The sequence below is a fragment of the Acinetobacter sp. USHLN143 genome, from assembly GCF_037145695.1.
Taxonomy (GTDB): Bacteria; Pseudomonadota; Gammaproteobacteria; order Pseudomonadales; family Moraxellaceae; genus Acinetobacter; species Acinetobacter fasciculus.
The window spans coordinates 42,864-56,761 of sequence record NZ_JBBCWZ010000001.1; the positions used below are offsets into that span (position 1 = coordinate 42,864).

Here is a 13,898-nt window from a genome sequence, read left to right on the forward strand (position 1 = left end):
CATCGTCCCTCTAGGAGTAATTTAGGGTGCGTCAAGCTACAGTTTATATTGACAGCGCTGCGCTGCAATATAATTTAAACCGTGTCAAACAACTTGCCCCAACCGCGAAAATAGTCAGCATGGTAAAGGCCAATGCTTATGGACACGGAGTTAAAGACTGCTTAGCAGCCTTAAGCGAAACCGATGCCTTTGGTGTCGCCTGCCTGCAAGAAGCCCTGGAAATTCGTGAATTGGGCTATCTACAGCCGATCACGCTCATCGAAGGTGTTTTTTCTGCAGATGAGATGCCAATCGTAATCGAACAGAATATTGAAGTTGTGGTACATCATCAGGCCCAACTCGACTGGTTACTGGCTCATAAAGAGACCTATATCGCCAAAGATCTTAAAGTCTGGGTCAAACTGAACAGCGGCATGAACCGATTAGGTTTTAAGATTGATGTGATCAAAGATGTAATTCATACGCTAAAAGCTGAAGGCTTTAGTTGCGTGCTAGCCATGCATTTTGCCAATGCCGATGCCGAGCATCCACTGAATGATGAACAAATCCGTCAATTCCTGGAAATTAAAAATGACTGCGCTCCAATTTTAGCCTCTTGCTGTAACTCGGCTGCAATCTATAAATATCCAGAATTGCATTTTGACTATGTCCGTCCCGGGATCATGCTCTACGGCGCGACGCCTTTTGCAGACCGTGATGTACATGACCTGGATTTGAAACCGGTCATGACCTTTACTGCCGAGATTATTGCCTTGAATGAGATTCAAGCAGGTGAGCATGTCGGTTATGGTTCGACGTTCACCGCAGACCAAAACATGACTTTGGCCATTGTTTCAATTGGCTATGGTGACGGTTATCCTCGCGCTTTCCCTAAACAGAACTATGTCGCAATCAATGGTCAGCAAACTCGCGTGATTGGCCGCGTAGCGATGGATATGATCGCTATTGATGTCACAGGATTAGATGTGCAATTGGGCACAGAAGTTGAACTTTGGGGTAAAACCCGTCTGATTGACGATGTTGCAGAAGCGAATGGCACGATTGGTTATGAACTATTATGCCGACTGAGCAATCGTCCACTACGCAAAGTAGTTTGATCTAATCTTAAGAGTTAAAAAAGCCCAATCTATGTTGGGCTTTTTCTTTAGGCTGACTTTTGTTCCTCGCCCTGCTCTATGCATAATTGCATTAATAAGGCATCGACATGAGTTTGCTGAAAGGCAAAAGGATTAAAGTCATCAAATCCCATTTCCCGACAGAATTGTTGGATCTGACTACGTTTGGAAATATATTTCATGGACCAGTCCGGGAAACTTGGATATTCAATTTCCTTGGTTTCAAATAGTTTAATGTCCTGATGGCGAGGATCTTTATTCAGTCGCTCCACCAGCAGACTTTTTAAAGTGGGACATTCACCTTCCAGACATTGAAAAAAATGACCATCTGCGAAATAAAGTACACCTGTCACTTGATGCTGGTAATTAAAATCACGGGCTTCTTTCAAAATATTCGCTAAATCTTCAAGCAAATCAGTTTTGGGAGAAGTACTTTTACTGGCGTAACAAAATTGGTACATGCGCTAACTTCTCTATTTTTATTATGCTGGACTGCATAGAAGTTAATACTGTACGCGAAAAGCCTGAATCACGATAGGTTTTTATAAGAAATACTCATTAGAGGGAACAGGAAGTTCTGCCAGTCCTTTTTTTAAGGTCTCTGACCATTGCCGGCTGATTGACGTGAAATACTCATCATCTTCGGCAATACGCTTGCCTCTTGGCATGATCAGACTGTCTTTTTTATAGACCAGCACATCGAGGGGCATGCCGACCGATACATTGGAACGTAGGGTCGATGCAAATGAAATCAGGGAACAGCGCAAAGCTTCATCCAGCGGCATATCATAAGTCAGCGCACGATCCAAGATTGGCTTGCCATATTTACTTTCGCCAATCTGGAAATACGGCGTATCGCGTGTGGCACAGATAAAGTTCCCTTGCGGATAAACATGATAAAGCTGCATATCCTGATCTTTAAGTTGCCCCCCGACCAGCAGATTGCAATAATAATTACTTTGTTCCGAAATATCGCTCGTAACATTGGCAATCACTTTTTTCAGCATACTACCCACCAGCTCAGCGACATCAAACATGGTGTGCAGACTCAAGATATTGGGTTCCTGCTTCAGTTCGAGCTGATTTTTGATATGCCCAATCACGGCTTGTGTGGTTGCCAGATTTCCGGATGCCTGTATGACGATCATACGTTCACCAGGAATACCAAAGGTATACAACTTTCGAAATACAGAAATGTGATCTACTCCGGCATTGGTCCGGGTATCACTGATAAAAAGCATACCTTGCTCTAAACGTAGTGCACAACAATACGTCATTCATTCGTCCTTATTAACATCCTAGCACTTGAACGATGGAATGCATGGATTCCACACCGCCCTTTTCTCTGACACCGCGTACCGGCGCCACATCCCAATAATCCCGTCCAATCGCCACATAAACATGCGAACTTGGAGTAAACAACAGATTACTGACATCAAAACAATACCATGTCTGGTCTACAAACACCTCTGCCCAAGCGTGACTGGCCAGATGCGAAGCATTTTGTGCATATAAATAACCAGAAACATAGCGTGCAGGCAAACCTAGATATTTGCACATGGCAATAAAAATATGACTATGGTCCTGACAGACGCCCTGTCTGGACTCAAAGGCATCTATTGCAGAGCCTTGCACTGAAGTACTGTTGGAAATATAAGGCACATGCTCCAGCAAGGCCTGTGCCAGTCCAATCAAATGCTGACGGGTTAATGCAGGAACATGACGTTGTGCAAAGTCTTTCATTGCTGCATTACATTGTGTCGATTCGGTCGGCTGTAGAAAAAGATTGGGATTGATTGAATCATTCAGTCCACTCTGATGCGCAGGATTCAGTTCAACAATCCCTTGCGCCATGATAGTCAGGGAATAATAAGGCTCCCGCTGGCTACAGGTCATCCACAGATTATGAAATGCATCTTTCCGGATTTCTTTATTACCCGGCACACTAATATCCCAGGAATGCACCCGCTGATGCGCATTGCTCGAAGGCATCATTTTAATGTACTGAATACTGTTCCTCACCTCGGCCGTGTACATATAATGCGTTTGGTGATTCACCATCAATTTCATACATCTGCCTCAAACAGTTGATGAATATGGTCGCTAAACTGGTAAAACTGAATCCGGTTCGGTTCTGTACGCAACTGCTCCCAGTACTGTTCCAGATCATTCCAGCCCATCTCTACCAAAATTCTGACCACATAATCAATCTTGCAGAGTGTAGTACTGGTTTCTTCACCCAGACGTAACTGATGATCGAGCTGTTCGACACATTGCCCTAGACTAAAAAACAGAAAAATATCGGAAGATTCGGCTTCCAGAATATCTTCACATTCCGTCACCACTTCACAGATATAACCAGCATTTTTGTCTGCGGTTTTGATCAATTTCATCAGTTCCGCATAGCCTGAAGCAGACAGCACCCCGCGTAATTCCTGAATATTGTCTTTAGCTACTTTAAACTGCTGGCTAAAAGACGCCACTTGCGTAGGATCAAGTACCAGCTCATTTAGGGAACTGGCATCAAAGGCAGGCAAACAGAAAGCATGGGCATACGCTACTGCCGCTTCGTCTTCTAAAAATGGAAAGCGCGCACATAAAAAATGAGTGCGAGATAAATAACGCCCTAACCAAAAAATATGTTGTGCATTGCTATTCAGCAAAACCATGACATTTTCCTTCTTTGGAATCTTATGAATGTAAATTGTCGACTACCCAGGTATCTTTGATACCGCCACCTTGTGATGAATTCACCACCAGTGAACCGGGCTGCATCGCCACGCGTGTCAAGCCACCCTGTACGATTTCAGTACGATAAGGCGAACTTAATACAAATGGGCGTAAGTCGATATGACGTTCAGCAATACCAAAATTGGTCAAAGTCGGACTAACCGATAAGTCCAAAGTTGGCTGCGCAATATATAAATGCGGCGCAGCTAAAATTTTCTCCCTGAAAGTTTCAATTTGCTGTTTAGACGCTTGTGGTCCAATGAGCATGCCATAACCGCCCGAACCCTGCGCTTCTTTCACCACCAGCTGATCCAGATGAGCCACGACATAGTCTAATTCTTCAGAATTACGACATTGATAAGTCGGAACATTTTTTAGAATTGACTGCTCGCCCAAATAAAAACGAATCATTTTGTCGACATATGGATAAACCGATTTGTCATCTGCCACACCGGTTCCCGGTGCATTGGCAATCACAACATTATTTTGCAAATAAGCTGACATCAAGCCAGCGACACCCAAAGTGCTATCCGGTTTAAAGCATAAAGGATCAAGAAACGCATCATCGACCCGTCTATAAATAACATCGACTCGTTGGCGACCACGTATGGTTTTTACATAAACCTTCGAGTCATCAACAAAAAGGTCACGTGATGTTACTAATGGCACATCCATCTCTCTTGCAAGGAAAGAATGTTCATAGTAAGCACTATTAAAACGTCCTGGGGTCAGTACCACCACAAATGGCTTATCGACATAAGCATTTTCGATCAGGATTTCTTTTAATAATTGTGGATATTGCTCGATTCCGGCAATCTTGGACTGCTCGAATACTTTCGGCATCAGTTTTTCACTGATCTTGCGGCATTCCAGCATATAAGACACGCCAGATGGCGTTCTGAGATTATCTTCTAAGACATAAAACTCGCCCTTGGAATCACGGATCACATCGATCCCGCTAATCTGGCTATAAATCCCGCCTTTCAAGCTATGTTGATACATATGCGGCTGATAGGCTTCATGAGTTAAAATCTGCAACTCAGGAATGATATTGGCTTTTAAAATGTCCTGTTGATGATAAATATCATGTAAGAATAAATTTAGCGCCCGTACTCGTTGTGCCGAGCCTAAAGCCACCATATTCCACTGTTTCCGGTCTATGACTCGCGGAATGATATCGTAGGGAATAGTGCGTTCTACGCCTTCTTCATCGCCATAAACGGTAAAGGTAATACCATGATTTAAAAAATGTTCTTTTGCTACCTGATTCAGTGCATTGAGTTCATCCAGCGTATGTTGAGATAACCATTCTTCCAGTCTTTGACCTGCCTGACTGGACAGCACATGTTCATCCTGCATTTCATTAAAGAACTTTGAAGATAACTGCTGCAGTAAAAGTTGTGGGTTTGTTGTAGTAGATACCGCTGTAGTTTTAGTGTCTATAAAATTTTTTCCAATATTCTGGGAACTAAATTTATCAATTGTTTCAATCACATTTGTATCCCGATTTCCTTTAAGCATACAAACCCTCGTATTATCATCTATTATAATTAAATCAAAGCAATATCCATGCCATGACATCTGCATTTCAATTACCATTAATCTAATAAATGCCCAATGAACTCAATGCTATTTTCGACCAAGTTGTTTTAGAATTGTAGGACAAATGTTGCACAGAGGGACTTGCGAAAAAATGAGAGTTTTTTTATTGTGTTAAGCTAAGCCTAAATCCCCTCTTCTTTATTGCCAGCAAAATAAATTATGTCAGCACAAGAAAAAGAAACTTCAAACAGTCTGTATCGCCAATGGCAAATTTTGTCGCGTCTTTCTACCGGCAAATGGATGGGAACACGTGAATTACAGGAAATCCTGAATCGCGAAGGCATTGATATCAGTCTACGTACCATTCAGCGTGACCTGAATCAGATTGCGCAACGCTTTCCAATTGAAAGCAGTAAAACCACGCCGCAAGGCTGGCGTTGGCGTTCAGATGCGCCGCTGCAAAGTTTGCCGCATATGACCAGCTCGCAAGCGGTCACTTTCATGATGGTCGAAGAACATTTAAAACATCTGCTGCCACCGAGCCTGATCGAGGAAATGAATCCGTGGTTTGATCTGGCACGACGCAGTCTTTCTTCCCAGAACAATGTCCGGCAATGGATTAACCGCGTACGCATTGTTCCGGCCACCCAACCGCTGATTCCACCTGTGGTAGATAAGGCCGCGCAGCAAGCGGTGTATGAAGGCCTGTTACAGGACAAACAACTGGAATGTGTGTATCAGGGCCGTGGTCATAACAGCGAAGAAAAAACCTATATTCTCAATCCTCTGGCATTGGTACAAAAAGGGTCAATCATTTATCTGGTGTGTACCCGTCATGACAAATCGGATATCCAGACCTTTGCACTGCACCGCTTTAAATCGGCCGTCGTGCTGAATTCACGTGCCTTGCATCCGGTCAATTTCGATATTGATGATTATATTGATTCTGGTGCACTGGGCTTCCGGGTGGACTTCAACCATCCCACCGAAAATGTCACGCTTAAACTCAGCATGTCAGAGTCGGATGCGCATTACTTTGAGGAAAGCCAGCTCAGTAAAGACCAGAAAATTGAAAAAATGGAAGATGGCATGTCGCTGATCACTGCTACCGTGCCATTTACCTCTCAACTGGTCTGGTGGCTGCGTAGCTTTGGTAAAAAGATTAAACATATTGAACCGAGTATTGTGGCCAATGCAGTCGCTCAACTGGATGAGGAAAACCCTTAACTACACAGGCTTCATCCAGATTCTTTTAGGTATTCCAGAATAAAAAAATCCCCAAATTGGGGACTGGAGAATTATGCTTATATTTTTATTCTTGTTGTGGTGATCTGCCGCTGTGCCAATCTGCTTTTCTTTGACACCCCGAAATGCAGCTTGAATGAAACATCAATATTTAAAAATGACTGAGACATGAGCAAGCCAGCTCAGCATCATTAAAGCGAATGGATTTTTTGGTCATGGTTTAAGACTCCTATGTAGTGAATAAACCGACTATAAAGTCATCCGCCTTACTTGTGAAATAAATAGAATGCATGTCTTTTGCAGATTTTTTCTATAGAACTTTTTCCGTAAAATTTATCTGTAATCGCTGCCGATTCATTGTCTGGCTTAATAGCATTTTCGGCAAGTTTATAAAATCGAATAACAATTCTCTGCTTGTATAAGATACCTCGCTCTGCACATCATAAAGCCCTATAGAAGTAGAAATAGGGACTTAATTTTACAATGGCTAACCCTGCTCAATTAGTACGTCACAAGCTGCTCAATACTTTCTTTTCCCGCCATTCGGTCTGGTTTGCCTGCATTCTGATTGCAGTGATTTTTACTACATTTCATATCGGTTATTCACCGCGTTATATCTATTATTTTATGCCGCAAACGTTAGTGAATACCCTATGGATCCTGAGCATTCTGCTGAGTTTGCTGGGTTTGTATGATGTACTACAAAATAAGCATTCCATTCTGAAAAATTATCCCATTATGGGACATTTCCGCTTTATCTTTGAGGAATTCCGTCCCGAGATTCGTCAGTATTTTATTGAAGCCGACCGGGACGCACTGCCTTTTTCCCGTATGCAGCGCAGTCTGGTGTATCAGCGGGCAAAAAATGAAAATTCTGATAAACCTTTCGGCTCGATCCTGAATGTCTATGAAGATAATTACCGTTTTGTTAGTCATTCCATCACGCCCTGCAAAGTTGCCGATCCGCAGACTTTTCGCATCCTGATTGGAAATGAGCAATGTACCCAGCCCTTTTCAGCTTCTATTTTAAATATTTCAGCCATGAGCTTTGGCAGCATGAGTGCCAATGCAATAAGAGCCCTTAATCTCGGCGCTAAAAAAGGTGATTTTTTCCATGATACAGGCGAAGGCAGTATCAGCCCCTACCATCTGGAATATGGCGGTGATCTGGTCTGGGAAATTGGCAGTGGTTATTTTGGCTGCCGTACTTTAGATGGGCAATTTGATCCGGAACGTTTTGCTGCACAAGCCAAATTACCCCAAGTGAAGATGATTGAAATCAAGCTTTCGCAAGGCGCAAAACCTGGCCACGGCGGTATTTTACCTAAAAGTAAAATTTCGGAAGAAATTGCCCAAATTCGAGGCATCAGCCGTGATCATGATTGTGTTTCACCTTCGAGTCATCCGGCATTTAGCACACCGATTGAAATGATGCATTTCATACAAAAATTACGTGAACTTTCCAACGGAAAACCGGTCGGATTTAAGCTATGTCTGGGCCAGCCGTGGCAGTTTATGAGCATGGTCAAAGCTATGTTACATACCCAGATTTACCCAGATTTTATTGTGGTTGATGGCTCTGAAGGTGGAACGGGAGCTGCACCCATTGAATTAATTGACTATGTTGGTGCCCCATTAAGAGAAGGTTTGCTGTTTGTACACAATACCCTGGTTGGTGCAGGTTTGAGAGATAAGATCAAAATTGGTGCAAGTGGTAAAATAATTAGTGCATTCGATATTGCCAGCACGCTTGCCATTGGTGCGGATTGGGTGAACTCTGCCCGTGGTTTTATGTTTGCAGTGGGCTGTATTCAGGCACAAAGTTGTCATACCAATCAATGCCCTGTCGGAGTCACCACCCAAGACAAAGATCGCCAGAAAGCCTTACATGTGCCGACCAAGGCCGAACGGGTGTTTCATTTTCATAAAAACACCTTACATGCCCTGTCTGAATTAATAGCTTCCGCAGGTCTCAAACACCCTTCCGCTATTAAGGCGCATCATCTGGCACAACGCGTGAATAATCACGAAATAAAGAACTTTGCGCAGATTCATTTTTGGCTCAAAGAAGGTGAATTATTGTCCTGTGAAAATAAGGATGAGGAGAACTTCTACTTCCGGATGTGGAATTTGGCCCAATTAGAAAAATTTTAAATCAATAGCATTAGAACTAAAAAAGGCGTTTTCATAAACGCCTTTTTAAATATTAAATTTTCAATCTATTAATAATAAGTTTTGCTGCCGTGTGCATGCAGAAAGGCAGGAATCAAACCCGTCAATGCAGCACGAATATCAGCACGCTCATTGATTAACTGATGCGAACCCTCTTCTAGCATAAGCAAAGTCTGGAGTCTGAATTTACGTCGGATAAATTCGATATTATAACGCCAGTCCACAGTCTGATCCTGTGCACCCTGTGCTAGCCAGACTGGAATACGACAAGCCGGACGCGCTTCCATTTCCAGCATCCAGCGTGACATCGCTAAAATCCAGTCCATGCCCATCATTCGTGGTTGTAATGGATCTTTAAGCCGGATAAAACGCAGAAACTCCGGATTATGATTATTGCGTCTGAAATGCCGGGGAACTTCACGTTTGATTCGGCTAATAATGCCCAATCCGACCGAATTATGCCACCAGGCAGTTTTGGCGGGACGAATCAATGGTGATAATAGCAAGACCCGCTCAACAAAAGGATTTTCACGACGTTCTGCAAATTCCAGTAAATGGTGCATCCAGATCGCACCGCCGGTACTCTGCCCGATGCCAACCCAAGGTTTCGGTAATTGTGAGGCATGTTGCACATAACGATGTACGGCATGCAAAACCTGCTGATAATGATCAAAATTCTGAATGCTGGCAGGTGAACCATCACTCAGACCATGTCCAGGCAGATCATAGGTCAACACACTAAAACCCTGTTCTAAAAGCTCTTTGACAATCGGCTGATAAATGCCGCTATGTTCCAGATAACCATGCAACAGAAAAGCAGTTCCCTGAATCTTGTCAAAGCGGGTATTTTCCAGATTCGGTTCAAACACCTGTACATGCAACTTGAATAATGGCATCTGTACATAGCCCTGCCAGTGTTTGCAGTCCAGTAAATCAAAACCATAAAGCTTTCGATAGGACTGCAGATCAATCGGCGGTTCATCACTACGATTCAGGTTTAAAGGTGGCAAGAGTTGAGGCGTAACATCCCGACTCGGAATGGGTAAATCCAGCTGTTTCAGAATGGTGGGATTTAAAAATGGGATATCAGACATTATGGCACCTCCCGACAGTCACTGGATCCAAACCACATATCGCGCATGGTCGCCAACATTTCATAATTGGCACGACGACTGTGATCATAATTTTGTGCACTTGGACGCCATCGTGTCAATGGCGTTGGCATCGGCGCTTCTACCGGAATGGTTTGTATGCCATTTAACGCAAATAAACGGCGGGTACGCGGCATATGATAACGATCCGTAATCAGAATCACTGTAGGCGCTCCACCTTTCTTTTGTAATAATAATGAACTGAAACGGGTATTTTCACAGGTGTTCATGCTGCGATCTTCCAGTAATTTGGCATCGACACCATGATTTTTTAACCAGCGCTGCATATACGGCGCTTCGACCCCACTCAGAACAATCGGCAACTGATAATGTTTCTCTACTGCCAGCGTAGTTTCCAGACGTAGTCGCGTATAGTTATTGACGATGATCTCTTTGCCTTGGTCATCTAGGGTTAAGCCACCACCCAATACCACAATGGCATAAGGTTGGGAGCTATTCGCCGGTTTAGCCTGCTGTTGCTCTTGTAGTAAAGCCAAGTCCTGCTGGATTTCCTCTCCATCGGTTTCCTGTACCGAACTGGCTTCACCCTGCTCAAGTGGATGCGTCGTCAAAAACTCCATATATTGCTCAATGCGTTCCTTATTTTCACTACTGTCCCACTCCAGCAATTCCCGGACATTGGCTGTCGGATCGGCTGGTTCTGCTTCTTCCTGAGAGGACAATAAGGGCACCTGAGCAGGTGGACTTTGCTCTGCTTTTTGATCTTGCTGTTCGCGTTGATATTCTTCAATCACCTGCTGCAGTGCTTTATAACGTGCCTGAATCAGCATCAGGTTGGCCGAGTTATTTTGCTGGATATCCTGTTCCATGACCTTTAAATACGCCTGACGGGCAATCCATAAATCAGAGCCAGGTTCCAGATTTTCATGTTCGCTGAGTGCAGCCATTTTCTGGCTTTGAGCCGCGACTTCATTTAGCTCTAAGGAGACAAACTGGTTTAAGCCCTTGACGATCATTTTTGAGTAAAAAGGCGTATAAACCAACACCAGTAGACAGCCGCATAGCACAAACAGTCCAGTGACAATTTGTAGCAAACGTACCATCCAATGGGTGTTTTTCATGTTATTCCTCTTCCTGATGAGAACGGATCAAGCCATTTTTATCGAACAATACAGGTTCAGGCTCCAGCATTAGACTAAATTTTTCCCAAACTGACTGTTGTACTGCACGATACGTTTTACGGACATCGGTGAGAGAGGCCTGACCATAATTCACCAACACCAGCGCCTGTTTATGAAACATGCCGACAGGCCCCAACTGTTTACCCTTCCAGCCCGCCTGATCAATCAACCAGCCTGCTGCCAGTTTAACTTGAGCATTCGTTTGCTGGTAATGGGGTAAATTCGGGAAAGATACAGCAATTTGGTCAAAGACCGCCTGATCAACCACCGGATTTTTAAAGAAGCTGCCCACGTTGGGAAATTCTTGTGGATCAGGCAATTTACTCTGGCGAATCTGGATGACCTGTTGCTGCAAGTTTTCTGCTGTGAGCTGATCACCGACCGCAGTCTTCAGATCACCATAATTCAGTTTCAAATCTGGCTGTTTAAGTAATCTAAAAATCACATGGGTAATCACATAACGATTAGGATCATCTTTAAAAATACTATGCCGATAGGCAAATTGGCAATCTGCTGCGCCAATCGAAGCAAACTGTTTCAACTGACGGTCATAGACCTCAACTAAATCGATAAACTCGCCAACTTCGACGCCATAAGCGCCAATATTCTGTACTGGCGAAGCACCGACACGTCCAGGAATCAGGGCCAAATTTTGTAAACCATACAGACCTTGTGCTGTAGTCCAGAGCACGAAGTCATGCCAGCCTTGTCCGCCGCCTACACGTAAACGTTGCGACTGATCATCAGCATCCAGCATTTCAATGCCTTGAATATCCATATGCAGAACTAGCGCATCAATCTGCTCCGGCAACAACATATTACTGCCGCCTGACAGGATCAGCAAATTGAGTTGCTGCTGTTCCGCAAAATCCAGTGCAGTTAGCAGATCAGCGGTGGATTGAATCTGAGCATAGTGCGAAGCAACTGCTTCTAAATTTAAGGTATTAAAAGGTTTAAGTTGAACCTGGGTTTGAATCTGCATCGCTTAAACCTTGTGTAAATTCTGTTTAAAAATCTCAATCCAGGCCTGGCTGCTGGACTCACACTGATCAAGCACCCGTTCAAAGCCATCCGCTTCGCCATAATAGGGATCCGGTAAGGCCTGTTTCGGATAGGTCTGATCATGTTCACTCATCAATGCCACACGTGCACGTACATGACCAAACTGAGTTTCTGCCAGACGCTGTATGTTCTGGATATTGGATAAATTCTCCAGATCCATCGCCAGAATCAGATCATAATCAATAAAATCATGCGGAATAAGTTGACGTGCGCGAAGTGCTGAAAGGTCATAGCCACGTTTCAGCGCATGCTGCTGGCTACGCAAGTCCGGTGCCTTGCCCGGATGATAATTACTGGTTCCGGCAGAATCGACCACAATATTCAGTTGCTGTTCATCACAATAATGTCTGAGTACAACTTCTGCCGTGGGAGAGCGGCAAATATTTCCCAAACAAACACATAACACCTTGTATGGCGTTCTGGATGACATAAACAACCTCAGAGCTACTTTATTTTAAGGATTCTTATGTTAAGTTATTTATATACTGATTCCTATCTTACAACCATAGAATAATCTCGTATTTGCAATAAAAAAATCAAGGATATCGCCATGAATCGTTTTCAGTTTCAAACCGTCCCCAATATCATTGCCGGACTAGGCACGATTCAGGAATTATTTAAAATTCTAAAAAATGGCCGTTATCGCCGTCTTCTACTGGTGACTGACCCGGGTATGCTGAAGGAGCAATTACATCTGCCGATTCTGGATATTATTGAATCTGCCGGACTGGAGTATGTGATTTACTCGGATGTTCAGGCCGATCCGCCCGATACAGTGGTGCTTGAAGCGGTGGCTTTTGCAAAACAGGAAAATATTAATGTGGTGCTGGGCTTTGGTGGTGGCAGCTCGATGGATGTGGCCAAACTCATTGCAATTTTGGCGCATCCTGAACAGCATCAGACATTGTCTGATCTGTATGGCGTTGATAATGCCACCGGACCGCGTTTAGCTTTAATTCTGGTACCAACTACGGCTGGAACAGGTTCAGAAGTGACGCCGATTTCGATTGTCACCACAGGTGAAACCACTAAAACCGGTATTGTGGCACCGATCCTTTTTGCAGATATTGCCATTCTGGATGCAACATTTACCCAGAATCTTCCAGCACAGATCACTGCCGCCACCGGCATTGATGCCATGGTACATGCCATTGAAGCCTATACCTCAAAACACAAGAAAAATCCTTATTCGGATATGCTGGCCAAACAGGCTTTAAGATTAATGAATGCCAATCTGCAACGTGTACTGCAAAACGGTCATGATTTAGATGCCCGCCAAAATATGCTGGTCGGTTCCATGCTGGCCGGACAAGCCTTTGCCAATGCACCAGTCGCTGCCGTACATGCGCTGGCTTATCCACTGGGTGGACATTTTCATCTTTCGCATGGGCATAGCAATGCACTGGTTCTAACTGAAGTATTAAAGTTTAATGCGCCAGCGGCCAAACAGCTCTATGCGGAATTGATGACCTGGCTGGATCCCCGTAGTAAAGGTTGCCATGATGGCCTGACCGATCTGTTTATTGATCATTTTAATAATCATCTGATGCAAAGCGGTTTGACTCTAAAACTAAATCAGTTGAATGTTCCAGAACATATACTGCAGGTGATGGCAGAAGATGCGATGCAACAAAGCCGGCTGTTGCAGAATAATCCACGTGAACTCAAGGTGGAGGATGCTTATCAGATTTATCAGGCGATCTATTCCTAGATCAATTTCCACCTAAGCCTTATCTAGC

Annotated in this window: 13 protein-coding genes; 4 read left to right on the forward strand and 9 right to left on the reverse strand. The window is 43.9% G+C overall.

Going from position 1 to position 13,898, the window contains the following annotated elements; genetic code table 11:
• Positions 1-26: 26 nt before the first annotated feature.
• Positions 27-1,097 carry an alanine racemase gene (alr, locus tag WFH18_RS00205; RefSeq protein ID WP_004278795.1) on the forward strand — a complete coding sequence of 357 codons (1,071 nt, stop codon included), beginning with the start codon at positions 27-29 and terminating at the stop codon, positions 1,095-1,097.
• Between the two features lie 47 nt (positions 1,098-1,144).
• Here alr and WFH18_RS00210 read toward each other — a convergent pair whose 3' ends face one another.
• The 5 genes from WFH18_RS00210 to WFH18_RS00230 form a co-directional block, all read right to left on the reverse strand.
• Positions 1,145-1,576 carry a BLUF domain-containing protein gene (locus WFH18_RS00210; protein WP_004278796.1) on the reverse strand — a complete coding sequence of 144 codons (432 nt, stop codon included), beginning with the start codon at positions 1,574-1,576 and terminating at the stop codon, positions 1,145-1,147.
• A gap of 81 nt (positions 1,577-1,657) precedes the next feature.
• Entirely contained in the window at positions 1,658-2,392 is a 735-nt protein-coding gene (locus WFH18_RS00215) for a proteasome-type protease (RefSeq protein ID WP_004278798.1), read from the reverse strand.
• Between the two features lie 13 nt (positions 2,393-2,405).
• Positions 2,406-3,185 carry a transglutaminase family protein gene (locus tag WFH18_RS00220; protein WP_004278799.1) on the reverse strand — a complete coding sequence of 260 codons (780 nt, stop codon included), beginning with the start codon at positions 3,183-3,185 and terminating at the stop codon, positions 2,406-2,408.
• The gene (locus tag WFH18_RS00225; protein WP_004278801.1) at positions 3,182-3,784 is read right to left on the reverse strand and encodes an alpha-E domain-containing protein; all 603 of its coding nucleotides are present in this window, start codon (positions 3,782-3,784) and stop codon (positions 3,182-3,184) included. Before WFH18_RS00225 ends, WFH18_RS00220 begins: the two co-directional genes overlap by 4 nt.
• Before the next feature lie 22 nt (positions 3,785-3,806).
• The gene (locus WFH18_RS00230) at positions 3,807-5,366 is read right to left on the reverse strand and encodes a circularly permuted type 2 ATP-grasp protein (protein ID WP_004278802.1); all 1,560 of its coding nucleotides are present in this window, start codon (positions 5,364-5,366) and stop codon (positions 3,807-3,809) included.
• Between the two features lie 240 nt (positions 5,367-5,606).
• On the opposite strand from WFH18_RS00230, the gene WFH18_RS00235 reads away from it, so the two are divergent.
• Entirely contained in the window at positions 5,607-6,614 is a 1,008-nt protein-coding gene (locus tag WFH18_RS00235) for a helix-turn-helix transcriptional regulator (protein WP_004278803.1), read from the forward strand.
• 501 nt (positions 6,615-7,115) lie between these two features.
• Positions 7,116-8,786 carry an FMN-binding glutamate synthase family protein gene (locus WFH18_RS00240; protein ID WP_004278804.1) on the forward strand — a complete coding sequence of 557 codons (1,671 nt, stop codon included), beginning with the start codon at positions 7,116-7,118 and terminating at the stop codon, positions 8,784-8,786.
• Between the two features lie 68 nt (positions 8,787-8,854).
• Here the strand turns inward: WFH18_RS00240 and WFH18_RS00245 are convergent, their stop codons facing one another.
• The 4 genes from WFH18_RS00245 to WFH18_RS00260 are packed head-to-tail and all read right to left on the reverse strand — an operon-like array spanning position 8,855 to position 12,589.
• Positions 8,855-9,898, reverse strand: coding sequence for an alpha/beta hydrolase (locus tag WFH18_RS00245; protein ID WP_004278806.1), 1,044 nt, complete (start codon positions 9,896-9,898; stop codon positions 8,855-8,857).
• Positions 9,898-11,037 carry a YdcF family protein gene (locus WFH18_RS00250; RefSeq protein ID WP_004278807.1) on the reverse strand — a complete coding sequence of 380 codons (1,140 nt, stop codon included), beginning with the start codon at positions 11,035-11,037 and terminating at the stop codon, positions 9,898-9,900. The genes WFH18_RS00245 and WFH18_RS00250 overlap by 1 nt, the downstream gene beginning before the upstream one ends.
• Before the next feature lies 1 nt (position 11,038).
• A complete protein-coding gene (murB, locus tag WFH18_RS00255; protein ID WP_164543027.1) occupies positions 11,039-12,079 on the reverse strand; it encodes a UDP-N-acetylmuramate dehydrogenase in 1,041 nt (346 codons plus the stop codon).
• Between the two features lie 3 nt (positions 12,080-12,082).
• Positions 12,083-12,589 (reverse strand): low molecular weight protein-tyrosine-phosphatase, encoded by a 507-nt coding sequence (locus tag WFH18_RS00260; RefSeq protein ID WP_004278810.1) that lies wholly within the window; start codon positions 12,587-12,589, stop codon positions 12,083-12,085.
• A gap of 120 nt (positions 12,590-12,709) precedes the next feature.
• On the opposite strand from WFH18_RS00260, the gene WFH18_RS00265 reads away from it, so the two are divergent.
• Positions 12,710-13,870 carry an iron-containing alcohol dehydrogenase gene (locus tag WFH18_RS00265; RefSeq protein ID WP_336754552.1) on the forward strand — a complete coding sequence of 387 codons (1,161 nt, stop codon included), beginning with the start codon at positions 12,710-12,712 and terminating at the stop codon, positions 13,868-13,870.
• The last annotated feature ends 28 nt before the right edge of the window (positions 13,871-13,898 follow it).

Coding starts and splice junctions, on each gene's coding strand:
- murB (WP_164543027.1), bottom strand. CDS start 12,079: ATGCAGATTCAAACCCAGGTTCAACTTAAACCTTTTAATACCTTAAAT.
- WFH18_RS00245 (WP_004278806.1), bottom strand. CDS start 9,898: ATGTCTGATATCCCATTTTTAAATCCCACCATTCTGAAACAGCTGGAT.
- WFH18_RS00240 (WP_004278804.1), top strand. CDS start 7,116: ATGGCTAACCCTGCTCAATTAGTACGTCACAAGCTGCTCAATACTTTC.
- WFH18_RS00260 (WP_004278810.1), bottom strand. CDS start 12,589: ATGTCATCCAGAACGCCATACAAGGTGTTATGTGTTTGTTTGGGAAAT.
- WFH18_RS00220 (WP_004278799.1), bottom strand. CDS start 3,185: ATGAAATTGATGGTGAATCACCAAACGCATTATATGTACACGGCCGAG.
- WFH18_RS00265 (WP_336754552.1), top strand. CDS start 12,710: ATGAATCGTTTTCAGTTTCAAACCGTCCCCAATATCATTGCCGGACTA.
- WFH18_RS00215 (WP_004278798.1), bottom strand. CDS start 2,392: ATGACGTATTGTTGTGCACTACGTTTAGAGCAAGGTATGCTTTTTATC.
- WFH18_RS00250 (WP_004278807.1), bottom strand. CDS start 11,037: ATGAAAAACACCCATTGGATGGTACGTTTGCTACAAATTGTCACTGGA.
- WFH18_RS00225 (WP_004278801.1), bottom strand. CDS start 3,784: ATGGTTTTGCTGAATAGCAATGCACAACATATTTTTTGGTTAGGGCGT.
- WFH18_RS00210 (WP_004278796.1), bottom strand. CDS start 1,576: ATGTACCAATTTTGTTACGCCAGTAAAAGTACTTCTCCCAAAACTGAT.
- WFH18_RS00235 (WP_004278803.1), top strand. CDS start 5,607: ATGTCAGCACAAGAAAAAGAAACTTCAAACAGTCTGTATCGCCAATGG.
- WFH18_RS00230 (WP_004278802.1), bottom strand. CDS start 5,366: ATGCTTAAAGGAAATCGGGATACAAATGTGATTGAAACAATTGATAAA.